Below are 24324 nucleotides of genomic sequence, written 5' to 3'. Positions count from 1 at the left end.
GCGAGAAACGTCCAGCCTGACGCTCCGTGTCAGGAAACATCGGGAGCATGGGCGGCGTGAACCTTCTCAACGGCCGCAGATTCGTGATGGTGAGTTCGACGGCGAGCGTGGTGGACCAGGAGCGGCCCACCGCGTTCGACTACTGGGAGGCCGACGGGGTGGTGTGGGGCAGCTACACGGGTGACACCGTCACCCACGGCCGTTTCGTCGGCACCAGGGACGGCGACCTGGTCTCCATCGCCTACGCGCACGCGCTCAAGGCCGGGGGCAAGGCGGGCGGCCAGAGCAACAGCCGCATCGAGACCGAGGCCGACGGACGGCTGCGCCTGGTGGAGGAGTTCCAGTTCGAGGGCGACGACACCCGGCACGTCAGCGTGTGCACCGAGGTCGTCACCGGCTGATCCTCCGGCCCCTCAGCACCGGCTGACCTGACCATCCTTCCGCCTGACCTACCCGTCCTTGCGCAGGGCGGCCCTTCCCTCCGCGGCGCCGACGAAGCGCATCTTGCCGAGCGGCACGTCGCCAGGGGCCTCCTGGGCCGCCCGCCGTGCGGGACGGGCCTTGTCACGGTCGCTGGGCAGCACGTACGGCCGCCTGAGCACCTCGTCCAGGATGAAGACCGTCTCGGTCGCCTTCACGGCCGGGATGTTGGCCAGCCGATCGGTCACCATGGCGTGGACCTCGGCCACGTCCGACATCCGTACCTGGATCATCGCGTCGTGCTGGCCGGTGGTGATCGCGCAGTACTCGACCTCGGGCATCCTGGCCAGCTCGGCCCTGAACTGCTTCCACATCTGCTGCCGGACGGTCACGAAGATCAGCGCGGTGATGCCGAGCCCCGTCCTGACGTGGTCGATCTCGGCGGTGAACCGCTTGATCGCGCCGTCGGCGCGCAGCGCCTCGAAGCGGGTGTAGGCGTTGGCCCGGGAGATACCCACCCGCTCGGCCAGTGACGAGACCGAGATCCTGCCGTTCTCCCGCAGGACCTCGAGGATCTTCAGGTGGACGGCGTCGAGCTCCAGGCCGATGCCGATCCGTCCAGGCTGACCGCTACCGCTGGCACCATTCCTGGAAATTTCACTCATAGTTACCCCCAGCCCATTTATATACGTCTCAGCGACCGCACAGTGCCTGGACGTTCTGCCCGACAATCCTCGACATCTTTCGGCCAACCGTCCAACTGGAGGACTCAATGGCGACCCGCTCGCAGACGGCGGCTGTGCTGCTCGCCGGTGCACTCGCCCTCGCCGCCTGCGGAAGCGGCGGTTCCCAGACCCCCGCCGCCCAGAGCGGCGGCGGCAAGACCCTGGTGATCGACACGTCCTTCGACCTCAAGACGGCCGACCCCGGGCGCACGTACGAGCCGACCGGCCTGACCGTCGAGAAGGCGATCTACGAGACGCTCCTCACCTTCGACGGCGCCGACGTGACCAAGCCGGTGCCGGCGCTGGCCGAGTCGTACGAGCTGTCCAAGGACGGCAAGGTGCTCACGCTCAAGCTCAAGCAGGGCGCGACGTTCGCCGACGGCTCCCCCGTCACCGCGGACGACGTGGTGTTCTCCCTGAACCGGGTGCGGGACATGAAGGGGACCCCGTCGTTCCTGCTCGACGGTGTCGAGGTGGCCAAGGAGGGCGACTCGACGATCACGCTGACCTCCAAGGCGGCCAACCCGGCGCTGCCGTTCATCCTGCCGAACCCGGCGCTCGGCATCATCAACAGCAAGCTCGCCAAGCAGCACGGCGCGACCGCGGACGCGCAGGACAAGGCCGAGCAGTACCTGAACGCCTCCTCCGCCGGCTCGGGCCCGTACACGATCGAGTCGTTCAACGTGAGCAGCCAGGTCGTGCTGAAGGCGAACCCGAAGTACTACGGCGCCAAGCCCGCCTACGACAAGGTCGTCATCCGCAACGTCGAGTCCGCCACGCAGAAGCTGAACGTCCAGCGCGGCGACAGCCAGGTGGCGCTCAACCTGTCGGGCGACCAGGTGACCGGCATGCCGGCGACGCTGCAGGTCAAGAAGACCGCCTCGGCCAACGTGATCTTCCTGCTGGCCAACCAGGACGACAAGGTCAGCAAGACGACGCCGAACGCCAAGTTCGTCGAGGCCGTGCGCAAGGGCGTCGACTATGCGGGCCTGCTCGAACTGGCCGGTGAGGGCTCCACGCAGGCGCCCGGCGTCATCCCGTCGCAGCTGCTGGGCGCGCTGCCCGCCGACCAGGCGGCCAAGCGCGACGTCGAGGGCGCCAAGGCGGCCCTGGCCGCCAGCGGCGTGGCCAACCCCACGGTGAAGCTGGAGTACCCGAGCGAGCTGACCGTGAACGGCCTGTCGTTCCAGCCGCTGGCCGAGCGGATCCAGGCCAACCTCAAGGAGGTCGGCATCACGGTGGACCTGCAGCCCGCGCCGGTCACCACCGCGCTGGACAACTACCGCAACGGCAAGGAGGAGATGGGCCTGTGGTACTGGGGCCCTGACTACCCGGACCCCAGCGACTACCTGGCCTTCCTGCCGGGCAAGACGGTGGGCCTGCGGGCGGGCTGGAAGGCCGGCGCGGCCAAGGAGATCGAGGCCGCGGGTGAGAAGGCCGCGGTCGCGATCGGCGACGATGCGCGCAAGCAGGCGTACGCCGACGTGCAGACGAAGCTGAACGCCTCGGGCCCGTTCATCCCGCTGATCCAGCCGAGCCAGAACATCGTGACGGCCGCCTCGGTGACCGGCCTGGAGTATCACCCGGTCTGGACCGTCGACGTCGCCGACCTCGGCGCGAAGTAGGCATGCCCGCCACCCCCGCCCCGCCCCGCCCGTCCAGGCGGCGCGGGGCGCATCCCCTCGCCCGGTTCCTGATCCGGCGGATCCTCATGGCGCTCCTGCTGGCCTGGGGCATCACGCTGGTGACGTTCGTGCTGACGAATCTGGTGCCCGGCGACCCCGTGGCCGCGAACCTGGGCCAGCGGGCCCTGGGCGACCCGGCCATCGTGGCGCAGTGGCGCACCGAGCACGGCCTGGACAAGCCGCTGTGGGAGCAGTACCTGCTGCACCTGCAGGGCGTCGTCCACGGCGACCTCGGCACCAGCCAGCAGAGTCACCGGCCGGTGAGCCAGGACCTGGCCGAGTTCGTCCCGGCGACGCTGGAGCTGGCCGGGGCGGCGATCCTGGTCTCCCTCGTGCTCGGCGTGGCGTTCGGTGTGATCGCCGCGCTGCGCAGGGACCGGCTGTCGGACCACGCGCTGCGGGTGCTGAGCCTGATCGGCATCTCGGTGCCGACATTCTGGCTGGCGCTGGTGGCCTTCTACGTGTTCTTCTACCGGCTGCAGATCACCCCGGGCAGCGGCAGGGTCGACGCGGCGCTGGGCACCGCCCCGGCCGTCACCGGCCTGCAGACGGTGGACGCGCTGCTCGCCGGCCGGTGGGACATCTTCGGCTCGGCCGTCGGCCACCTGATCACGCCCGCCCTCGTGCTGGCCCTGTACACGATCGGGCTGCTGACCCGCTTCACCCGCTCGGCCGTGCTGGAGGTGCTCGGCCAGGATTACGTGCGGGCCGCCCGCGCCAAGGGCCTGCCTGGCCGGACGATCCTGTTCCGGTACGTGCTGCGCTCGGCGCTGGTGCCGATCATCACCGTCGCGGGCCTGGCGTTCGGCAGCCTGCTGTCCGGCACGGTACTGGTCGAGGCGATCTTCGCCTGGCCGGGCGTCGGCCAGTACGCCTACAAGAGCGCCACCACCCTCGACCTGCCCGCCGTCATGGGCGTCGGGCTGGTGGTCGGCGTCGTCTACCTCGTCATCAACCTGATCGTGGACGTGCTGTACGGCGTCATCGATCCCCGAGTGAGGCTTCAGTGAATCGGGATCCCCTGGCCCGCAAGGGCCTGACCGGGCGGCTCCCCCATGCCTGGCGGCAACCGCTGGCCATCGTCGGCGGCGTGATCGCGATCGCCTGGCTCGTGATCGCGCTGGCCGCGCCGGTGCTCGCGCCGCACGACCCGCTGGCCCAGGACCTGCCGCGCCTGGCAGCCCCCGGACCAGGCCATTGGTTCGGTACGGACCAGCTCGGCCGGGACATCCTCAGCCGGGTCATGCACGGCGCGCGGGTGTCGATCCCGCTGACGCTGATGCTGGTGGCACTGTCGGTCCTGATCGGCGGCCTGCTCGGCGCCTGCGCCGGATATTTCGGCCGATGGGTGGATGAGACGATCATGCGGGTGGCGGACCTGGTGTTCGCGTTCCCGACGGTCATCCTGGCCATGGTGGTGGCCGCGGCGCTCGGGGCCAGCCTGACCAACGCGGTGCTGGCCGTACTCGTCGTGGCCTGGCCCGCCTACGCCCGCGTGACGCGCGGGCTGGTGCTGGGCGTGCGGGAGCGGGAGTTCGTACTGAGCGGGCGGCTGCTGGGCTTCTCGGCCTGGCGCTCGCTGCGAGTGGACGTGCTGCCGAACGTGACGGGCCCGGTGCTCGTCCTGGCCACGCTCGACATCGGCACCGCGCTGCTGCTGCTGTCCGGATTGTCGTTCCTCGGCCTCGGGGCCAAGCCGCCGTCTCCGGAGTGGGGCGCGATGGTGGCCTCCGGCGTGGAGGTCTTCGACAGCTGGTGGGTGGCGACCTTCCCCGGCCTGGCGATCCTGACCGTGGTGCTGGCCTTCAACTTCCTCGGCGACACGCTGCGGGACGCCCTCGACCCCCGTACGGCCCGCGCCATCAAGGAGCGTGCGCTGTGACCCTGGACATCACCGACCTGAAGGTCACCATCGGCGGCAAGGAGATCCTGCGCGGCGTGGACCTGTCGCTCCAGGAGGGCAGGGTGCACGGGCTGGCGGGCGAAAGCGGGTCCGGCAAGACGATGACCGGCCTGGCCGTACTCGGGCTGCTGCCGCACGGCTCGCGGACCACCGGCAGCATCGCGCTCGGCGACCGCGAACTGCTCACGCTGCCGCCGAAGGAGCTGAACCGGGTACGCGGCGGCGAAGTGGCCATGGTCTTCCAGGACCCGGCCACGAGCCTGCACCCGATGCTCACGATCGGCAAGCAGCTCACCGAGCACATGCGCCACCACCTCGGCGTCGACAAGCGGGAGGCCCGGCGGCGGGCCGTCGAACTGCTCGGCAAGGTACGCATCCCCGGCGCCGAGGAGGCGTACGGGCGCTTCCCGCACCAGTTCTCGGGCGGCATGCGGCAGCGCGTCGCGATCGCCATCGCGCTGGCCTGCTCCCCCAAGGTGCTGATCGCCGACGAGCCGACGACCGCGCTGGACGTGACCGTGCAGGCGGGGGTCCTGCGGCTGTTGCGGGGGCTCTGCGACGAGCTGGGGCTGGCCGTGCTGCTCGTCACCCACGACCTGGGCGTCATGTCGGCGGTGGCGGACGAGGTGAGCGTGATGAAGGACGGCCTGGTGGTGGAGACGGGGCCGCGCGGCCAGGTGCTGCGCGAACCTGCCCACCCGTACACCCGCTCCCTGCTCGACTCGCTACCCGACGCCGGGTCCGACCCCGCTCCCCGTTCGGAGGATTCATGACCCTGCTGGCGATCGACGACCTGGTCGTCGAGCACCGCTCGCCCGGGCGCCCGATCGTCAGGGCGGTCGCCGGGGCGAGCCTGTCCGTCGGGCCCGGCGAGGTCGTCGGCCTGGTCGGCGAGTCCGGCTGCGGCAAGTCGACGCTGGCCCGCGCCGTCTGCGGGCTGAACCCCGTCACCGAGGGCTCGATCACGTTCGACGGGCAGCCGGTCACGCCGCTCGGGCTGCGGCGGCGCAAGCTGACGGGCATCCAGATGGTGTTCCAGGACCCGTACGCGTCGCTGAACCCGCGCCGCCGCGTGGGCGACCAGATCGCCGACGGACTCCGTACCTCCGGCGACACCGCCACCGCGCCCGCCGACCTGCTGGAACGCGTCGGGCTACCGCGCGACTTCGTCAGCCGACACCCGCACGAGTTCTCGGGCGGCCAGCGGCAGCGCATCGCGATCGCCAGGGCGCTGGCGGCCCGGCCCCGGCTGCTGATCGGCGACGAGCCCATCTCGGCGCTGGACGCCTCGGCCCAGTCGCAGGTCGCCACCCTGATGCGCGACCTGGCCGTGGACTCGGGGGCGGGGCTACTGTTCATCAGCCACGACCTGTCGGTGGTGCGGCTGATCGCCGACCGGATCGCGGTCATGTACCTCGGCCGGATCGTCGAGGTCGGGAACACGGCCGAGGTGTGGGCCAACCCCCGGCACCCGTACACGCAGGCGCTCCTGCGCGCGATTCCCAAGCCCGACGGGATGGGCGTGCTGCCCGCCGAACTGCCCGGCGACGTGCCTGACCCGGCCGACCCGCCGGCGGGGTGCCGGTTCAATCCGCGCTGCCCGCAGGTCATGGACGTGTGCCGGGACAAGGAGCCCGATTTCGGACCGGTCGCCTGCTGGCTGCACGAGCCCAAGTGACGGACCCGACGTGACGGACCCCGACGTAACGGAACCCACCCAGGGACCGGTCCTGGAACCCACCCCGGAACCGACCCTGAAACCCACCACGGACCCTGCCCTGGAGCCCACCACGGATCCCATCGCAGTTCCCATCCTGGAGCAGCCCAGCCCGGAGTCCATCCTGACGGCCGTGCGGGGGGCGATGGCCGAGGCAGAGGTCGACGCCCTGGTGTTACGGCCATCGCCCGACTTCAGGTTCCTGGGCGGGCAGGGCGACGGGTTTCTCGTCGTCACCCTGGACACGGCTGCCGAGACCGCCGACCCGGTCCCGCTCGTACCCCGGGCCGCGCGGCGCGTCGGCGTGGACCCGGAGATGCGGGTCCGCGAGCTGTTCGGCCTCGCGATCGAGGCCGAGCTGGTGCCCGCCACGGCCGTGCTGGCGCCGCTGCGGCTGCGCAAGCGGCCGCACGAGATCGAGGCGGTCCAGCGCGCCGTCGTGGCCGCGGAATCGGTGCTCGGCCAGGCCCGCGAGCTGTCCTGGTTCGGCGCCACCGAGCGCGCGATGGCGGCCCGGCTGCGGTTACTGCTGCTGGAGACCGGCTGCGAGGAGGTCCTGTCGCTGCGGGTCGCCGCGGGCGAGCACACCGCACGACCCGCGCACCTCCCCGGCAGCCGGGTGATCAACCCAGGCGACGCGCTGCTGGTGTCGCTCTGCGGCCGGTGGGACGGCTACTGCGCGGAGGTGGCACGGGTGTTCGCCGTCGCCGAGCCGCCGGAGGACTTCGAGGCCATGTACTCGGTCGTACTCGCCGCACGGGCCGCCGCCCTCCACTCGGCGGCCCGGCCGTCGGCCGACGCCGAGAGCGTGGCCAAGGCGGTCGGGGACGTGATCGACGGCAGCGGGTACGGCCGTTACGCCGCCGCCCACTTCGGCCGGGGCGTCGGGCTGGGCCACGACGAGGGCCCGCGCGTACAGCCCGGCGACGGCACGCCACTGGAACCGGGGATGACCCTGTGCCTGGAGCCCGCGATCTACGTGCCGGACCTGTTCGGCGCCCGGGTGGCCGACGTGGTCGCCATCACGGCGTCGGGCCCGACCCCCCTCGGCTCCGCCCACCACACCCTGCAGGTCCTCGACCACTGACGCCGCACACCACACGGATGCACCTCCGGAGCCCAGGCCCGCCCCCGCGGCCCCGGATCACACCTCCGGGGCCGCCCCTCCGTAACCCCGGATCACACCTCCGGGGCCGCCCCTCCGTAACCCCGGATCACACCTCCGGGGCCGCCCCTCCGTAACCCCGGATCGCATCTCCAAGGGTCGCCCCTCCGTGGCGTCGGCAAACGACCCGTCTAGGCTGATTGAGACGATCATCGGAGGGCGTCTTGGACCAGTTCGTGCTGCTCATGCTCATCCTGCTGGGCGCCCTGATCACGGTGCCGCTCGGCGACCGGCTCGGGCTTCCGCCACCCGTCCTGATGACCCTGCTCGGCATCGTCCTGGCCCTGCTGCCGTTCGTACCAAACGTGGACGTACCCCCCGATATCGTCCTACCGCTCCTCCTCCCTCCCCTGCTGTACGCGGCGGTACGCCGCACGTCATGGCGCCAGTTCGCGGCGAACTGGCGACCGATCTTCCTGCTCGCCGTGGCGCTGGTGTTCGTGACGACGGCGGCCGTCGCGGTGACGGCGCACGCGCTCATCCCCGGCCTGCCGATCGCGGCCGCGGCGGCGCTCGGCGCGCTGGTGGCGCCGCCCGACCCGGTGGCGGCCACGGCGGTGGCGGGCCGGCTGGGGCTGCCCAGGCGGCTGGTGTCGCTGCTGGAGGGCGAGGGCCTGTTCAACGACGTCACCGCGATCGTGCTGTACAAGGTGGCGATCACGGCGGCGGTCACCGGCGTCTTCTGGTGGCCGGGCGCGCTGGGCGAGTTCGTGCTGTCGGCGGTGGTGGCGGTCGCGGTGGGACTCGGGCTCGGCTGGCTCGCCGGCCGGTTGATGGCCCTGCTGGGCGATGCCACGCTGCAGGTGGGGCTGTCGCTGCTGGTGCCGTTCGTCAGCTACGCGGTGGCCGACAAGTGGCACGGCTCGGGGGTGCTGGCCGTACTGACCAGCGCGTTCTACCTGAGCGACCGTATGTCGGACGCCGACGACGTACACGGCAGGTTCGCGTCCGCGACGTTCTGGCAGATCGTCGTGACGGGCGTGGCGTTCGGCCTGATCGGGCTGGAGCTGCACAGCCTGTTCGGTACGGTCGGCGGCCGGCTGACCGAGGTGCTCGGCTGGAGCGCCGCCGTGGTGGCCGTCGTGGTAGTGGTACGGCTGGTCTGGCTGCTACCTGCCGCCTGGTTGGCCAGGAAGACCCGCCGGGCCGGCGACGACGACTCCGAGGTACCGCTGACCTGGCGCGAGACGGTCGTGATGTGGTGGGCGGGCATGCGCGGCGTCGCCTCGGTGGCACTCGCCCTGGCCCTCCCGCTGAAGACGGAGGACGGGTCGCCGTTCCCGGAACGGGCCGTGCTGGTGTTCATCGCGTTCGCCGTCATCCTGGTCACGCTGGTCCTCCAAGGCCTGACCCTGCCCTGGCTGGTGACCAAGCTGGGCGTCAAAACCGACACCGCAGCCGAACGAGACCTGGAACGCCGCCTGGCCATCAGCGCCGCCAAGGCCGCCAGGAAGCGGCTCAAGGAAATCGACGAAGCCGAGGACCTACCCGAAGAGGTGGTCGAACTACTCGCCAAACGAATGACGGACATCGGCATGCGCATCAGCGCTGAGGCCGCCGACGAGGAACGGCGCGCGGCCTACGAGAAACGGGCCGAGCGGATACGGACGGTCCGACGCGTCGAATCGGAAATGATGTCCGCCGCCCGCCAGGCAGTAATCGACGCACGCCGCGACTCAACCGCCGACCCCGAGGTGGTCACCCGGGTACTACGACAACTCGACGCCCGGAGCATGCACTGATGACCGGCACCGCCGCCGAGATCCAGGTTCGTTCGTCGGGTAGCCGCAGTGCAGCGGTCTCTCCAAGTTCTGCACGTCCGTGGCGTTCATCGCGGCTCCAGGGAGCTAGAGAGAGGCGCGAGCACGGTTTGACTTCTTGTCGGACATGTGGGCTGTCCGTGGCCATGGCGGGCGGAGCATTAGCCAGCGAAACCGCGAGGCATGGCGGCCTTTCCTTGCTTACGTCGGTAATCGTCGATCGTCTCGGCGCAGGTCGCCTCGCGTAGCGAATGAAGACGGCGGCCACGGGTGGACGAGCGCACCGTATCCTCATCGTCCCAAGGAACGTTCCGACTCCGGTAAGCCTGCGGGAGACGTCGATGTCAGCGCTTTCACGGACCCGTCGCGGTATAGCCTCACCCCAGGCGCGGGAAGCCACGGGCGGGGAAGCGGCTGTGTGGCTGTGGCCGGGCCGCGCTTTGTACGCCGGGCCGTCCCTGCGGCTAGGCCCGCACTCCGGCTCGGTGGCGTGCGTGGCCGTCGGCGTGGACGCGCCCTTCACCGTACGGAGCGCACCCGGCGGCGAGCTGCGGGCGCGGACCGCTCTCATCCCGCCGCGGGTCAGGCACCAGCTCACGGCGGGCGGCGACCGCATGGTCTTCCTCTACCTCGACCCCGGGTCGGCCGAGGACCGGGCATGCCGGGCCAGGTTCACCGCCGGTGAGCACGGCGTCATGACCGGGCACGAAGCCGAGGCCGACCTTCTGGTCCGGGCGGCGGCCATCCGCGCGCACAGCCCGGACCGGCAGATCGCCGCCTGGGCGGACGAGGTCACCGGCCATGAGGCGGCATCGTTGACCGACCCCCGGATCGCCGCCGCCCTGCGCCGTCTGATCAGCGCGGACGAGCCGTTGCCCGCCGCGCTGCTGGCCGCCGAGCTCGGGCTGTCGGAGTCACGCTTCCTGCGGCTGTTCCGGGAACGTACGGGCACCTCGTACCGGAGGTTCCGGCTGTGGGCGCAGATGCACCGGGCCGGCCGTGCGCTGGCCGCGGGCGCGAACCTCACCCGTGCCGCGGCCGACGGCTACTTCGCCAGTCCGTCCCACTTCAGCACCGCGTTTCACGCGATGTTCGGCCTTCCCCCGAGCGCGCTGCTCTCCGGGCATCTCACGATCCGGTGCCTGGATCCCGTCGTGTGACGGGACGGTTCACCAGGTGATGGCGGCCAGCAGCGTGCCACCGCCAACGGCCTCCACCCAGAAGTACAGCCAGGAGGGATAGAACGCCGACGGCCGCTCGACCAGCCGCGCCACCAGCCGTCCAACGGCCATGCCCAGCAGGGACACCGCGACGGTAACGGCCATGCCCGTCCGCATCCCGCCCGCGTCGGCCGCCGCTGCCAGCAACAGGCCCCCGACTGCCACGCCGAAACCGCCGTACACAGCGCGGATCTCGGTCCGCGCCTCGGCCGAGTCGGCCACGATCCGGAACGGCCTGATCAGCGCGGCAGGCGCGACAAGTCCGTAGACGCCCATCCCGAGGAAGAAGATCGCCACCACGGCGATCACGAAAGCAGACATGAAGGTACGCCCCTTTTTCAGCACAGCAGGTTGCTGGCCAGCCTGCCGCTCGCGCACCGCATCCGGCTTTCACCGACCCGCCGCGTCGGGGCTGCAGGGGTTCCTCGGCGGCACCCTAAGATCAGGAACCTCAGCCGGGCGAGCGGGGCTTCTGCGTTCAACGGCTCTTCGCCGCTTTTCGCCGCGTTCGGCGGTGCTCGGTGACCCGCAGGGCGATGGCGGAGACCACCGCGACCAGGCCGAGGCCGACCAGCGCCGCTTTCCCCAGGCGGCCTGATCCGTACGTGGATCACGGACCGATGACACCGTTGTGAGGGGAAGACGGAGGACCTGCGCCACGCACCGGCCGACCATTGGCCGGGCTTGACCCGCGCAACAGCATCACGCCGGTAAGTGCGATCCAGAGGAAGTAGCCGACGAAGGCGATGCGTTGGCCCCATCCGGGCGGCGGCCACCCCGTGGCCTGCCACATCGCCTGCCAGGCCAGATTCGCCACCAGGAACAGCACAAACCACGGCGTGATCCGCGCCAAGCGCGCGACGGAGGGCAGGCGCGTCAACAGCCGGCCCATCCAGAACAGGGAGGCGGCCCAGAAGATCCCCGAGGCGGTGGCGCCGGCCAGATGCGCGAGGGACGTGCCGGAGTCGCGTGCCGCCATGTCCACGGGAAAGACACCGGCGATCACCAGAGACGCCCCGGACAGCGCCAGCAGCGCCGGCCCGACCGCGGAGCCGCCGGCCCGGATCAGCGGGGCGAACCCCGTCGCGAACGCGATCACCAGCAATCCGGGGGCGACGAAGCCCAGTGCGTTGAACGCGAACGCGTGCGGTGCCCCTGAGGCGCCCAATTCGCTGACCGCCTTGTGGGCGTGCGAATAGCCGTCATCGCGCAACGAGGCGAACACCGCGAGACTGCCCAGGAACATGGCCGCCGCTGCTGGGGCGGCGGCCGCGGCGAGACGCGGGACGGCTGGTCCGGTGGTTAAGGCTGCGTCGGGCATATAGTTAGCCTATGCTAATCAAATGAGTGGTCACAAGGTCCATGACGAGGCTCAACGCTGGACGATGGCTGCTGCCACACTGGTCCGCTGGTTGCGGGCGGCGGATCCGAATCCGGTGCTCACCGGGGCTCAAGCCTCCGCCTTGGCGGTCATCGTGCACGCGGGAGAGATCACGCCGTCCCAGCTGGCCGCCTTGGAGGAGGTGGCGCGGCCGACGATGGCGCGCAACGTGTCACAACTCGAGAAGCTGTCCATGATTCAGCGCATCGCGTCGACTCAAGACGGCCGCAGCGCCATCCTGTCGGCCACCCCCATCGGACGCGCCACCATCCACGACGGCCACGCACGCCGCACCGCACCTCTCGCTGCCGCAATGGGCAAGCTCACGGCCGAGGAACGCGAGGTGCTCAGCGGCGCGCTACCCGTACTTGAGGAGATCTTGCGAAGAGAGATCCCTGGACGATGAGCGGCCTCCGCTGTGCCCGCGCCCCCGGCCCCGCTCAGGTCGGCGTGATAACCCGGAGAGCCTCACGGCTTGGGGAGTTCCCCTCGCTGGGCGATCATCCGCATCCATCCCTCCAGGCTGGCGACGAACTCACCGAGGTCGGAAGTGGTGTAGGAGGCCCGCTCATGGTCCCAGTCGGGGTCGAGGACGACGACGCGGAAGCCGCAGCCGCCGTACCAGCCGGCGTCTATGTTGATCTCCCGAGCCCGCAGGCCACCCTTCTCGGCCACCTCCTGCGCGGTCAGCCACGGCGATGGTGCGGTACGGGCCCAATACAGGTCCTCGGAGTCGTTGGTCTCGACCCTTCCGTCCGGCAGGCGTCGAGCCTCCAGGGCGTTGTAGATGACGTTCCAACCGGCTGGGACGCGCAGCGGGAGCAGACCCCAGTCCTCGGAGACAGCCGCGGCCAGCGGGGAATCGGTCGGAAGCTGGAAGATCGGGTCCACGTGCCGACAGCGTAGTCAGGGGCGACACCTCCGGCGAGCGTCCAGCGGAATACCGTGCGGAAAATAGGACACCGGCGAACTGGTCGTCGGGCTTCCAGCCCCGGCTGCGTTACCGCCGGCGAGCCGCGCCAACTGATGGGCCCCCGCCGGTCTCCGCGAGTGAGCGGCTGAAATTGTTTTTCTCTGGCTTATGCGGCAATTGTGCTCCGGTCGGCGATCTGATAGAGCCCACTCTCGCGCGTTCGCCGTTATTGACCCGCTTTTCGGAAGGTGTAACAATTCGCTGGCTCGGGGGTGGCACAGGAGGGGGAGAGGGCACATGCGCGGCAAATTCCTGATCAAATCCCATTTCCACCCAGAAGGGGGCAATCCCAGAGAGCTTCCCGGAGGCACCGACTTCGCCTTCACCGACGATCCGCCGCTGATCGTCGGCGAAAGGGTCCGGATCGAGATCGATGGGCAGCCGGGCTGGGCGGACACCACGGCGGTGATCGCCGAGAACGGCGAGACGGGGTTGTTCATCGCCGGAAAGCGGGAGGAGATCCAGCAGGTCGCCAGCGTATCCGGGTTCGTCGCCCACTGCGAGCGCGTGCGGGCCGCCATCGACGGACTGCCCGAGACCATCGACAACCACTCGATGGTGAAGAAGCAACTGGAGACGCACCTCACCGATTTCCGGGTCAACCTGTGGCGGCCTCTGGCCCTGCGGTCGGTGACCGAGAAAGCCGTCATGTATTGGGCCGTCGAGCAGGAGCCAGGGCCATGGCCGGCGATTTTGCGCCTCTGCGCCTTTAAGCCGGCGAACACCCGCAAGGGGCCGTACAACTTCCTGCCGAAGCTGGTCACCACCGCGTTCGACCAGATGCTCAACGAACCGTACGACGGCGCCCGTTTGTCGTCGATCGTCCGCCAATCCCTGCAGGCATGTGACGGCATTCTCGCGGCGAACGAAAGGTCCTCTCAGGAGTACCCGGTGACGTACGCGCCGATCTATCCGCACGCTCAGAACCTGTTCTCCACCCACGACCAGTCGATGGTCTCCCTGTCGACCCCGTTCGTCCCCGGCACGATCATCGATCCCGCCGGCGACCGTTACCTCGACGGGGCGACCCAACCCGCCGACCCCCCGGTGAAACGACTGATGCTGGAGCACCAGACCGTGTTCTCCCTGGACGGTCCGAGCGGTGACGACGTGGCCCAGGGCGAGCTGGGCACCTGCGTCCTGCTGTCCACGCTCGCCTCGATCGCCGACCACGATCCCGCCCAGATCAGGCGGATGGTCAAGCCGAGCACCGACGGAAGCTCCTTCGACGTCACCTTCTTCCGGACGGCCACCGTCCAGGAGCGGACCTGCCGCATGCCGCAGCGGATCGTGGTCGAGCCGCGTTTCCCGCACCTCGCGCAGCCAGACGGCACGCTCACCCTGATATCCGCCCGGCCAAGGGCCATCTGCGGGCAGAGGGTGGTCAGACGCCGCATGACCGCCGACGGCAAGGTCTACGCGGAGACGGCGATCCCGGTGACGGCGGTCATGTGGGTCCCGCTGATGGAACGGGCGTTCGCCGCCTTCGCGGCATCGTACGGCGAGTACGGGACGGCCTCCCCCTCCCCGGACACGACGCCCGACGACGGCTACAAGCAGATCGGCCAGGGCCTGTTCTCCTCGGTGTCGCTGTTCGACTGCCTGTACGGCCATCAGCTGCGCCACGCGTACTCGGTGAGCGTGCAGCAGCTGCGCCGAGCGGCCCAGACCAGCGAGGCGCCCTCCACGCACGCCGCTCTACTGCTGAACGTACTGATCATGCTGGAGAAGCAGGCCGCGGGCCAGTCACCGTACATCGTCGTACCCACCGCCGGTGTGTCCTGGGTGGACTCCGGCCAGGAGCTGCTGCCGAAGCTCAAGGAGCACCAGGCTGATCTGGTGAAGGCCGGTCTCCCCGACCAGGGCGGCAGGATAAGCGCGCTGCTGGCGTCCGTGCTGCCGCCGGACCCGCCGGGAAGCGAGACGGACGATCAGAAGGACAAGCGAATGGCGAGGCGCGCGGCCTTGGAGTACGCCAACGAATTCAGGACCCCCTGTGAGGAGGTGATTGACACCCTCTGGCCCCTGAGGAATGAGCTTCCCTGGGCTGACAGGGTCGTCAAGCTGATCGCGGTACTGGCTCCGCCGGTGTCCTCGCCCGGGCAACGGCACCACGTCTTCGCCAGCCACGCGTACGCGATCTGCGGCGCCGATCTGCGGTTCACCGCAGATCGGCCCGAGCCTGACTACGACGCGAAACACGGCGCCCCGCCGAGGGACATGGCGTCGCTGTCCGCGGTGCTGGCAACCCTCGACACCCAGGCGTCCACCATCACCCTGCGCAATCCACACCATCGAAACTCGCCTGACCTGGACAAGGCGCTCACCTTCGAGCAGGACACCGGGCGGTTCAGGCTGACGATTCACGACTTCCTGGACGTCTTCCACAACGTCACCTATGCCGTCGTCGCGCGAGACGCCCAAGACGTCTGAAGACGGCACATCCCTAGCGATTTTCTCCAGACGCGTCGCCATAATCGACGGCAGGAGGTGTCCATGCCATTCTTTGTCCGGCCGGTGGAGTCGTTGCTGTTGCCGGCCCTGCGGGACCATGGCGACAGCTCGGTCGAAGCGCTGGTGGCCTACTCAGGGCTGTCGCCCGAGGACGTGCGCAACGCGCTCCCCGCATTGCAGCGCCGGGGTCTGGTCGTCGAGAGCGGTCCGGGCCGGTACGCGCTGACCGACTACGGGGTCAAGACCAGCCTGAACGCCACCCCAGGCAGCCCACGCGACCGGGTGAGCGGCGTCTTCCTCCTTGACGACGAGGCCGAGGAAGCGGCGAGCGGCACCTCGGAGGACGAGCTCAACAGCGCGCTGGACGACGCGCTGGGCGCCGGCGACGACGTACCCGACCAGTAGGGCGGCAGACGATGCAGCATTCCGCGTGGTTCTCCGTGCTGTCGGCGGCCATCGCCGGCGGGGTGACGCTCTTCGACATGGACCAGACGTTCATCGCCGGCGACGTGTCGGGCTACCGGGTCTACCGATCCGTATGGTGGTGGGGGTTCATCGTCGTCAACAGTGTGACGGCCGTGGCGGTCTTCTTCGGGTTGCGCGCGCTGACGGCCTTCCAGGGCTGGAACTCCTGGCTGTTCGCCGCCGGCATCGGTGTGACCTACCTGGCCTTCGTCCGGTTGAAGTTCGCCACCGTGTCCTACCAGAACTCCGAGATCCCCATCGGGCTGGACACCTTCTATGAGTCGGGACGGCAGTTCGTCTTCAAGAGGATCAACGAGGAGATCAAGGCCAACCGGGCACAGCGGGCGCAGCGGCTGATCGACGACAACGACCTGAAGGCGCTGGGCAACAAGGTCCGGCTGGACATCAATCTGGACGCGTTGCTCACGCCGGAGGAGAGGAAGACCCGGCTCGCCTGGCTCCTCACGGTCCTCCAGGATCCCGGCTTCGACGAGGAACAGAAGAAGACGACCCTGGCCGTCTACCTCGCCTCGGGCACCCAGGTCTGACGACGGTGGCCATCCCCTACGCGCCGGGAGCCTTCGGGGACCTGGTCTGCCCGCGTTGTGGAGAGCTCCTGCCCGAGGTCGTCTACTGGATGGTGCTGACCCCGGACAGCGCCCCCGAACTGCTCGAACTGGTCGACGAGGGCCGCCTGAACCTGGTGGAGTGCGCCGTCTGCGGCGACCTGGGCGACCTCAGCGCCCCTGTGCTGTGGGCCGACGATGACCGGAGCATTCTCGTCTACGACACCTTCACCGCCTCCCGCGAGGAGTCGGCGGTCCGGGCGGAGATCTTCGCGCTGCTGGAGGAGCAGGGCGGGTTCGACGTGGGCGCGCTGCGCGTCAACTCTCTGTCCGTACGCAACTTCCGTGAGCTGAACGACTTCCGGGAGCTCGACGACGAGTGGTTCGCCCTCGCGCTGGAGGGGATCCGGCTGCGCGAGGCTCGGATGGGCATCTTCGGACAGGCCAGGGTCGAGGCGATCTGCCGGGACATCCGAACCTCCCCGATCTTCTTCATCAGCGACTACGAACGCTCCGCCGAGCTGCTCGGACGCGCCGAGCTCTGGTGCGGGGACGAGGCGCGGAGCGTCCGTGAGGTGCTCGACGGCGCGCTCGACCCGGACGATGAGACGTTGTCCCCCGGGTCGAAGGTGAAGAGACTGCCGCCGTCCGCGCTGGAGTGGTTCCACACCGCGCTCGCCGAGGCCAGGCAGGTCATCACGGGCGAGATCGACGATATCGGCGAGCTCATCGGGGCGGAGCGGGCCGTCGGCGTCCTCCTGGACAGGGACATCTCTCTGACCCCCGTGGAGGCCGAGCGCTTCGGCGAGGCCGCGATCGGGTGGGACGCGCTCCTGAACGGGCTGCCGGACCTGCTCGAACAGCTCGCCGGGGAGCCGGCAGAAGAGTCTCCGGCCGCCCCTGAGAACCGCGGGGTACGCCAGGTCATGCGCACCCTCGGCGGAGGAGAGTGGCAGCCCTTCGCCTGGACCGACACCGACGTCATCGACCCGCCCGACGGGCTTGAAGAGGCCGTCGCCGCGTACGAGGCCGGACGGTACGAGGAGGCATTGGAGCGGACGCTGCTGGTGGAGCGTTCCTGCCGGCCCGACCAGAGGCGGCTGTGCGCGCTCTACACCGCGATGTTGACCTTGGAGTGCGGCCGGCCCTATGGACGCGGCATGGCCTGGGACGCGATCGAGGCGACGATCACCGACATCCAGCGCACCGGCCGGGTGGAGCTGAACGAGCTGACCGGGCTGGCGCATGTCCAGCGCGTGGTCGGCGAGGTGGAGAGGTCGATCGGGGAGTTCCAGTGGGCCCTCAACCATCAGCTCAGCGCGTTCGACCTCTATCTGAGTCTCGAGGACTGGGGCTGGCTGTCCGAAGTCGGCCCTGCCCTCGTCGTCTCCCTGGTGGCGTTCGGCCGCCAAGGCGAGGCGTTCGAGATCGCCGACCTGCTGGACACGGAGGAGATCGGGCACAGGATGCCCCGCGCGCTGCTCGCGGAGATGTTCGGCGCCCTGGCCTCCGCTGTGAACCCCGGACTGGAGATCGTCTGTGATCTGGGCACCGGGGAGATCGGCGCCATCGACCTGGGCGGGGCCAAGTCGATGGCCGTGGTGGAGTTCCGCAGCCCCGACGCTCCCGCCGAGGCCGGCACGCTGATCGTCGGGAATCACTGCCTGAACGAGCTGGTCCGGGCGCTGGTCGACGCGGAGGATCCCGCTGACCGGCTACGGCTGCTCCTGGCGATCCTTCAGGCGGAGGCCGGCTTCCTGGCCGGCGGCCGCGCGCCACGGGAAACGGTCAACGGCAGCCTGATCCGGAGCGTGCACCAGCTCGGGGTATTGGCGCTCCAGGCCGCGGGAGACGATCCGCCGCAGAGCCTGGTGACGGACATCGCCCTCGCCTTCGCGCTGGCCTGTCAGGTGGCGGTCATCGAGGCGCTGCGGGCGGATGAGATCTTCGCCCGTGGCGGCCCGACAGGCGACCTGTCGGTCCGGCTGTGGGGGTCGGCGCTGCTCACCGGCAAGGTGGCCTACGCGCTCGACCGCATCCTGGACGAACGGCGCCGCAACACCATGACCGCACACGGATGGTTGACCGAGGCGGTCCTCACCGGCTACGCGCTGGCCCTGGAGACCGCGGAAGAGCTCGACCAGGCCATCGACCTCTACCAGGAGCTGATACCCCGCGCCGAGAAGCGGCGTTCGGTCTTCCTCAACCGGATGCTCACGCTCTGGGCCCAGGCCACGATGACCCCGCCCTACACCCGGCTCTCGCGCTGCCTTTTCGCCCGCTACCTGGCCGGTGGAGACTTCCAGGACGCCCTCCTAGCGGGCGACGCGCTCGAACGGCATCGCGCGCGGGAGCTCCGGCAGCGGGGCATCGTCCTGACCGGGACGGAGCCTACCCAGTGGCTGGTCTCGCCGCTCACGTCGGCCGCTGCCACGCTGCCGGACGGGCACGCTGTCATCTGCGTCGGCCTGCATCCCCACACGGTTCGCGTCGAGGGCCGGTGGATGGCGGTCGGGCTCCCCGCCGACCCGCCGGCTTCGTCGGCGGGGAGCCTGACCGCCGACGAAGCCGGCGGGTGGGCGGAGGAGGCCATCCCGCCCGAGCTGCTCTTCGAGGCCCACCTCTGGTTCTCCGACCGGATGCAGGAGGCGGCACAGGCGGTACGCGAGGCACGGATCGCCACCATGGAGGAGTACGCCGGCATCCTCGAACGGCTCGTCCCGGCCGCCGACGTCCACGAGCGCCTCGCCACGCTCTGGCAGGCACTGGGGGCAGGTGCCGGACGCTTCGGCGAACTGCACCTCAGCACCGAGGGTTACGCGCTCCAGCTACCGTGGTCGGCGGCCGCTCTGCTTTCGGCGGGAGAAGCGACCGTGGTGCGGGTCGTGGCGACCACAGCGCTGGTCGGACGGCCTCAGCGGCCGGCCGAGCCGACTCCGGCGATCGTCGTCGCCGTTCAGGACGACCGGTCGGAGCGCGCGAACGCGCAACTGCTGGAGGCGGGCGGCGACCTGGCCGAGCTGATCTACTCGGAACAGCCCTCGGACGAAGCCGACGTCGGGATCTGCCTCCAGGCGGATCTCCACCGGGTGAGCTCGGCCGACGCCCTCGTGCTCCTGGGTCACGGCCGCCGCGGCCGCGGCCTCACCCACGCGCTGCACGATTTCACCACGCAACCGCGCACGGTCGTCCTGCTGGGCTGCTGGTCGGCCCACATCGACCAGGACCTCTCCCACATGGAGGTCGAGGGCTTGGCCGTCTCGCTGCTGGCCTCCGGTGTCGAGGCGGTCGTCGCCTCCCTGTGGCCGGTGACCCTGGAAGCAGGCGCCCTGCTCACCTCCCGCTACCTCGCCGAGCTGAGCCGCGGCGTCCCACCCGGACGCGCCTTCGCCACGGCCCGCACCGTACTCCGCTCCGACACCCGCTTCGACCATCCGGCCGTTTGGTGCGGTTTCACCCTCTTCGGGTGAAGCTCGCGCGATAGGCCGTGGGAGTGAGCCCGGCCCGGTTCGACAGGTGCTTGCGGAGGGAGTCCGCGCTGCCCAGACCGCTCTTCCCGGCCACCTGATCCATGGGCAGTTCGGTGGTCTCCAGAAGCTCCCTGGCCCGGTCGACGCGCCGGTGCAGCAGCCACTGGAGTGGGCTCAGCCCGGTCTCCGCGTGGAAGCGCCTGGTCAGCGTACGCACGCTGATCTTGGCGTGTCCGGCCAGGTCGGCCAGGGTGAGCGGGCGATCGAGGTGCTCCAGCGCCCAGGCCCGGGTGGGAGCGAGCGAGGTGCCGCGCTCGGGAGGCAGCGGTGTCTCGATGAACTGGGACTGGCCGCCTGGCCGTACGGGAGAGACGACCGCGAGCCGCGCGGCCGCGTTGGCCACCGCCGCGCCATAGTCGAGCCTGACCAGATGCAGGCACAGGTCGATGGCGGCCGCGGCGCCCGCCGAGGTGAAGATGCCGCCGTCCTCGACGAAGAGGACGTCGGGCCGTACCTCGATCGACGGGAAGCGGGTGGCGAGGTCGTCGGCCAGCCCCCAGTGCGTGGTGGCGCGGCGCCCATCCAGCAGGCCGGCCTGGGCCAGCACGAACGCGCCCGTGCACAGCGAGGCGATCCGGGCGCCGCCGGCCGCGGCTCTCCTCAAGGCGTCGAGAACCTCCGGGGGTGCCTGCTCGCCGCCGCTGCCGACGGCGAGCACCGTGTCCGCGCCGTCCAGCGCGTCCAGACCGTCCGCCACTACGACATCGGGACCCCCAACGGTCGGCAGCGGGCCGGGCCGCGCCGTACAGACGCGCACGTCATAGTGCGGGACGCTGTTGAAGACCATGAAAGGGATCGAGATGTCGAAACTCAGCACGGGAGGCACGACGACTGCGGCGACGCGGTGCATGGCCAGATCCTCCGGATAGTTGGCATTCCGGCCACTATGCCAGGAGGCCGCGGGTCGGCACCGTAGTGGTCATGACATTTCATGTGATCGTGGGTCGTGGGGCTACCGCGTCGAAGACCGCTCTGCTGCTGGCCGGGGACGGCGAGCGGGTACGGATGATCAGCCGCACCGGCGGCGGGCCCGAGCACCCGCTCATCGACAGGGTCGCCGCGGACGCGACCGACACCGATCGGCTCACCGAGCTGACCGAGGGGGCGGACACGCTGTTCACCACCGCCGCGCCGCCGTACCACACCTGGCCCGAGCAGTTCCCGATCCTGTCGGCGTCGCTGCTCACCGCGGTGCAGCGGACCGGGCCCGCCTACGTCATGCTCGGCAATCTCTACGCCTACGGCCCGGTGGACGGGCCGATCACCCCGGACTTCCCGCTGGCCGCGGCCGGGCCCAAGGGGCGGGCCAGGGCGCGGGTATGGGAGGAGGCCGCCTCCTCAGGGGTGAAGGTCACCGAGGTGCGGGCCGGCCAGTTCTACGGCGCCGGAGCCTTCTCGGTGTTCAGCCTCATGGTGCAGCGGCACGTACTGGAGGGCAGGCTCGTCCTGGTGCCGCAGGAGCTCGACGTGCCGCACAGTTACACGGCGATCGGCGACGCCGCGCGCACGCTGGTCGCCGCGAGCCGCGACGATCAGGCGTACGGCAGGGCGTGGCACGCGCCCACCTCGACCCTGTCGGTACGAGAACTGGCCGGGCGGCTCGCCGAACTCGCGGGGGCACCGGAACCACGGATGGAGGAGATGACCGAACGCGACCTGACCCTGCTCGCGTACACCGAACCATTCTGGGGGGAAATGCACGAAGTGCTCACCAAGCCCGGCCACCCGTTCGTCGTCGACTACGCCGAAACCGAGAAGATCCTCGGCGTGAGTGCCACCCCGGTCGACGACGTGCTCCGCGAAGTGATCTAGCGCTGGAGCGTGTTGCCCAGCGCCTGGGCGTGCCTTTATGGAGTTCCGGGCAGCGTCTTCAGCATGAATGGGAGAAACCGGTCAAAGACCATCATAGGCACCATCTTCGCCGGCTCGGCCCTGCTCGCGGCCGGGGCCTGCGCAGGCGCCCACACTCAGTCCGGCACCATCAAGGCGGAGCCCGCGCGCGGCGTCATCCCCCTGCCCATGTCGACGCCGGGCGGTCCCCAGCTGGAACCCGGCGACATGGCGAGCCTCGAGAAGGCGGCCACCGCGGCCACGAGCTCCGCCGAGGGCTCCCATGTCCTCTCGGTCCAGTCAGAGAACGACGGCAAGATCTGGGAGGTCCAACTGGCCGGACCCGACGGCACCGAGCGGCTGCTGGAAGTGGACGCCTCGGGAAAGGTGGTCTCGGAGGCCAGGTCCAAGGACACCGGCAAATATGAGAAGGCCAGGGTCATGGGGCTGATCAAGGACGCCAAGGTGACCTTCAAGGACGCGCTGGAGAAGGTGTCGTCCTCGGTGTCGCACGGCAAGATCACCCACATGAGCCTGGACAAGTACAACAACGACCTTCTCGTCTGGGATGTCGATGTCGTCAGCCCGAACGGCACCTGGCAGGGGCTCAAGATCGACGCCAAGACCGGCACCGTGACCAAGAACGACTAGGGGGACTTTCCGCCGCTACCGTGTTTCGGGATGCCGGAGGAGTTGCAGGCTGATGCCGCGGGCGGCGGCCAGCACCGGGGGTACCACGCCGGGCATGGGCAAGCCCGGCAGCGGATCGTCGGCGCGGACGACGACGGAGAGCGCGGCCACCACCTCGTCGGCCGCGTCGCTCACGGGCGCGGCCACCGACACCGCGTCGAGGGTGACCTGCCGGTCGCTGACGGCGAAGCCGGTGCGCCGCACCTCCGCCAGTACGCGCCGCAGGGCGTCCGGGTCCACGATGGTCTTGTTGGTGAAGGCCGCCAGTGGCCTGCCCAGGTAGCGCTCCTGGAAGGCCCGGGGCGCGTACGCGAGCAGCACCAGCCCGACACCGGTGGCGTGCGCGGGCCATCGTCCGCCGACCCGGCTGTGCACGCCGACGGCGTCGTGGCTGGAGATCCGCTCGATGTACACGACGTCCAGCCCGTCGAGGACGGCGAGCTGGACGTGCTGACGGGTCGCCACGAAGAGGTCCTCGAGGTAGGGCATGGCCACCTCGCGCAGCCCCAGGCCGCGAGGTGCCAATGCCGCGACCTCCCACAGGTGCAGGCCGATCTGGTAGCGGCCGTTACGGTCGCGTTCGAGCGCGCCCCACGCGACCAGCTCGCCGACCAGGCGGTGCGCCGTCGTCAGCGGCATCCTGGTCCGCCGGCTGATGTCGGACAGGGTCAGCCGGCGGCGTTCGCCGGAGAACGCGTCCAGAACACTGAGGACCCGGCTGGCCACCGACCGTGCGGGATCCGGTTGCCTGGACGGGCTTGCCATCGTTGCTGTGGTCATGGTCATGGGCAGCGCCTCCGACCGTCGATCGAGCTTCGAGTACGCCGGGTCCCGGCCTCACCATTTCGTTGAATGTTGTCTGCGGCAACGTAATCCCGGGAGGCGAGACGGGTCTAGCCCTATTTCCGGGCTAATTTGTTGCCTTTCATAACAATCTAGAAACACGCCTGTCACGCCCGCAGGTCACGGCCGCGCGGCCGGCCGCTGACGGATCCCAGCCTGAATTCCCCCGCACGGGGGAGGTTTTTCGCCCAGGAGGGGGAGATCACCAGAGGATGGTGGGCCATACCGTGGGCGGCCATGAGATCACATACGCGGCCGGCGCTGCTGGGCGCGGGCTGGGCAGGAGCGGCCGCGCTCACGCTGGTGGCGCCGGGAAATCTGATCATGCGGCTGGCGTTCGGCAAGCTCGGCGATCCCGCGCTCGTCTGGCAAGTACTGCTTGCCGCGCTGGGGCTGCTGCTCGCGCTGACCACCACCCGCTACGGCATGCGTACCGCCCCACGCCCACCCGTGCGCCGGGCCGATGGGACGATCCGTCCCGCGCTCTGGGCCAAGGTGGTGACCTGGGTGGCGGCCGGCGTGCCGGTGCTGGGCTTCTCGGTTCCGCACCTGCTGTGGGGGCTGGGCATACCGTTTGGTGTAGCGGCGAACTCCCGCTCCGGCTTGACAGAGCTGGGCAGTTCGGCGGTGTTCTGGGGTTTGCTCGTCGCCGGACCGGCCGCCGGGGCCCTGCTCACATGGGGTCTGATCAGCCGATGGGGCCAAGTCGTCCCGGGGTGGGTGCCGTTCGCGGGGCGGCGCCGGGTACCGCGTGGCCTGGCGGTCGTTCCAGCGGCGGTGGTGGGTCTGCTGGTCGGTCAGTACGGGGCGATGATGACCAAATGCCTGGCGTTCGGCATCACCCGCACGTGCGCGCCCGACGGCGGTGCCATGGTCCTCGACGGGAGCTGGGGGTTCGCAGGGACCTATCCGATCTTCCTGGTCTGGGGCGTGTTCCTGCTCTGCGCCACCGTGGGCTACCTCCACACCACTGGGCAAAGAGCCTGACAGCCGGGCA

General features: G+C 69.9%; 23 protein-coding genes. 17 read left to right on the top strand and 6 right to left on the bottom strand.

Features of this window, described 5'->3' with window-relative positions; translation table 11 throughout:
• The first annotated feature begins 56 nt into the window (after positions 1 to 56).
• On the top strand, positions 57 to 401 hold the full coding sequence (locus AB0J16_RS22780) for a hypothetical protein (RefSeq protein WP_357645519.1): 345 nt from the start codon (positions 57 to 59) through the stop codon (positions 399 to 401).
• 48 nt (positions 402 to 449) lie between these two features.
• Here the strand turns inward: AB0J16_RS22780 and AB0J16_RS22775 are convergent, their stop codons facing one another.
• On the bottom strand, positions 450 to 1085 hold the full coding sequence (locus tag AB0J16_RS22775; protein WP_357953344.1) for an Lrp/AsnC family transcriptional regulator: 636 nt from the start codon (positions 1083 to 1085) through the stop codon (positions 450 to 452).
• A 107-nt stretch (positions 1086 to 1192) separates the two neighbouring features.
• On the opposite strand from AB0J16_RS22775, the gene AB0J16_RS22770 reads away from it, so the two are divergent.
• From AB0J16_RS22770 to AB0J16_RS22735, 8 genes are all read left to right on the top strand, one after another.
• The gene (locus AB0J16_RS22770; protein WP_358542602.1) at positions 1193 to 2770 is read left to right on the top strand and encodes an ABC transporter substrate-binding protein; all 1578 of its coding nucleotides are present in this window, start codon (positions 1193 to 1195) and stop codon (positions 2768 to 2770) included.
• A gap of 2 nt (positions 2771 to 2772) precedes the next feature.
• Positions 2773 to 3840 carry an ABC transporter permease gene (locus tag AB0J16_RS22765; RefSeq protein WP_358542600.1) on the top strand — a complete coding sequence of 356 codons (1068 nt, stop codon included), beginning with the start codon at positions 2773 to 2775 and terminating at the stop codon, positions 3838 to 3840.
• Positions 3837 to 4712, top strand: coding sequence for an ABC transporter permease (locus AB0J16_RS22760; RefSeq protein WP_358542597.1), 876 nt, complete (start codon positions 3837 to 3839; stop codon positions 4710 to 4712). Before AB0J16_RS22765 ends, AB0J16_RS22760 begins: the two co-directional genes overlap by 4 nt.
• On the top strand, positions 4709 to 5506 hold the full coding sequence (locus AB0J16_RS22755; protein ID WP_358542594.1) for an ABC transporter ATP-binding protein: 798 nt from the start codon (positions 4709 to 4711) through the stop codon (positions 5504 to 5506). The genes AB0J16_RS22760 and AB0J16_RS22755 overlap by 4 nt, the downstream gene beginning before the upstream one ends.
• Positions 5503 to 6411 carry an ABC transporter ATP-binding protein gene (locus tag AB0J16_RS22750; RefSeq protein WP_225301149.1) on the top strand — a complete coding sequence of 303 codons (909 nt, stop codon included), beginning with the start codon at positions 5503 to 5505 and terminating at the stop codon, positions 6409 to 6411. The genes AB0J16_RS22755 and AB0J16_RS22750 overlap by 4 nt, the downstream gene beginning before the upstream one ends.
• 10 nt (positions 6412 to 6421) lie before the next feature.
• The gene (locus AB0J16_RS22745) at positions 6422 to 7537 is read left to right on the top strand and encodes a M24 family metallopeptidase (RefSeq protein ID WP_358542591.1); all 1116 of its coding nucleotides are present in this window, start codon (positions 6422 to 6424) and stop codon (positions 7535 to 7537) included.
• Between the two features lie 242 nt (positions 7538 to 7779).
• Positions 7780 to 9357: a Na+/H+ antiporter gene (locus AB0J16_RS22740; RefSeq protein ID WP_358542588.1), complete on the top strand. Its 1578-nt coding sequence runs from the start codon at positions 7780 to 7782 to the stop codon at positions 9355 to 9357.
• Positions 9358 to 9791: 434 nt separating this feature from the next.
• Positions 9792 to 10535, top strand: a complete 744-nt coding sequence (locus tag AB0J16_RS22735; RefSeq protein ID WP_358542585.1) for a helix-turn-helix domain-containing protein — start codon at positions 9792 to 9794, stop codon at positions 10533 to 10535.
• Positions 10536 to 10544: 9 nt separating this feature from the next.
• Here AB0J16_RS22735 and AB0J16_RS22730 read toward each other — a convergent pair whose 3' ends face one another.
• The gene (locus AB0J16_RS22730) at positions 10545 to 10916 is read right to left on the bottom strand and encodes a DUF4345 family protein (protein WP_358542582.1); all 372 of its coding nucleotides are present in this window, start codon (positions 10914 to 10916) and stop codon (positions 10545 to 10547) included.
• Between the two features lie 289 nt (positions 10917 to 11205).
• The gene (locus AB0J16_RS22725; RefSeq protein WP_358542580.1) at positions 11206 to 11916 is read right to left on the bottom strand and encodes a DUF998 domain-containing protein; all 711 of its coding nucleotides are present in this window, start codon (positions 11914 to 11916) and stop codon (positions 11206 to 11208) included.
• Positions 11917 to 11938: 22 nt separating this feature from the next.
• On the opposite strand from AB0J16_RS22725, the gene AB0J16_RS22720 reads away from it, so the two are divergent.
• Entirely contained in the window at positions 11939 to 12382 is a 444-nt protein-coding gene (locus AB0J16_RS22720) for a MarR family transcriptional regulator (protein WP_358542577.1), read from the top strand.
• Between the two features lie 62 nt (positions 12383 to 12444).
• Here the strand turns inward: AB0J16_RS22720 and AB0J16_RS22715 are convergent, their stop codons facing one another.
• Complete coding sequence (locus tag AB0J16_RS22715; RefSeq protein ID WP_358542574.1) at positions 12445 to 12867, bottom strand: hypothetical protein; 423 nt, start codon at positions 12865 to 12867, stop codon at positions 12445 to 12447.
• A gap of 319 nt (positions 12868 to 13186) precedes the next feature.
• Between AB0J16_RS22715 and AB0J16_RS22710 the strand changes: the two genes are divergently transcribed.
• The 4 genes from AB0J16_RS22710 to AB0J16_RS22695 all read left to right on the top strand — a co-directional run bounded on the left by AB0J16_RS22710 (position 13187) and on the right by AB0J16_RS22695 (position 19904).
• Entirely contained in the window at positions 13187 to 15382 is a 2196-nt protein-coding gene (locus tag AB0J16_RS22710) for a hypothetical protein (protein ID WP_358542571.1), read from the top strand.
• Positions 15383 to 15445: 63 nt separating this feature from the next.
• Positions 15446 to 15808: a hypothetical protein gene (locus tag AB0J16_RS22705; protein ID WP_358542568.1), complete on the top strand. Its 363-nt coding sequence runs from the start codon at positions 15446 to 15448 to the stop codon at positions 15806 to 15808.
• Between the two features lie 11 nt (positions 15809 to 15819).
• Positions 15820 to 16416: a hypothetical protein gene (locus tag AB0J16_RS22700; RefSeq protein ID WP_357953377.1), complete on the top strand. Its 597-nt coding sequence runs from the start codon at positions 15820 to 15822 to the stop codon at positions 16414 to 16416.
• Positions 16417 to 16421: 5 nt separating this feature from the next.
• On the top strand, positions 16422 to 19904 hold the full coding sequence (locus AB0J16_RS22695; RefSeq protein ID WP_358542566.1) for a CHAT domain-containing protein: 3483 nt from the start codon (positions 16422 to 16424) through the stop codon (positions 19902 to 19904).
• On the opposite strand, the gene AB0J16_RS22690 is transcribed toward AB0J16_RS22695, so the two are convergent.
• The gene (locus AB0J16_RS22690) at positions 19888 to 20814 is read right to left on the bottom strand and encodes a helix-turn-helix domain-containing protein (RefSeq protein WP_358182391.1); all 927 of its coding nucleotides are present in this window, start codon (positions 20812 to 20814) and stop codon (positions 19888 to 19890) included. The genes AB0J16_RS22695 and AB0J16_RS22690 overlap by 17 nt on opposite strands.
• 71 nt (positions 20815 to 20885) lie before the next feature.
• Between AB0J16_RS22690 and AB0J16_RS22685 the strand changes: the two genes are divergently transcribed.
• Positions 20886 to 21776, top strand: coding sequence for an NAD-dependent epimerase/dehydratase family protein (locus tag AB0J16_RS22685; protein WP_358542563.1), 891 nt, complete (start codon positions 20886 to 20888; stop codon positions 21774 to 21776).
• Positions 21777 to 21839: 63 nt separating this feature from the next.
• Entirely contained in the window at positions 21840 to 22445 is a 606-nt protein-coding gene (locus tag AB0J16_RS22680) for a PepSY domain-containing protein (RefSeq protein WP_358542560.1), read from the top strand.
• 15 nt (positions 22446 to 22460) lie between these two features.
• Here AB0J16_RS22680 and AB0J16_RS22675 read toward each other — a convergent pair whose 3' ends face one another.
• Entirely contained in the window at positions 22461 to 23270 is an 810-nt protein-coding gene (locus AB0J16_RS22675) for an IclR family transcriptional regulator (protein ID WP_358542557.1), read from the bottom strand.
• 294 nt (positions 23271 to 23564) lie between these two features.
• Here AB0J16_RS22675 and AB0J16_RS22670 point away from each other — a divergent pair, with 294 nt between their 5' ends.
• Positions 23565 to 24314, top strand: coding sequence for a hypothetical protein (locus AB0J16_RS22670; RefSeq protein WP_358542554.1), 750 nt, complete (start codon positions 23565 to 23567; stop codon positions 24312 to 24314).
• Positions 24315 to 24324 lie beyond the last annotated feature (10 nt).

Source organism: Nonomuraea sp. NPDC049750 (assembly GCF_040659625.1).
GTDB lineage: Bacteria > Actinomycetota > Actinomycetes > Streptosporangiales > Streptosporangiaceae > Nonomuraea.
The sequence above is the reverse complement of the archived record's forward strand: the minus strand, read 5'-3'. Positions and strand labels throughout refer to the sequence as shown.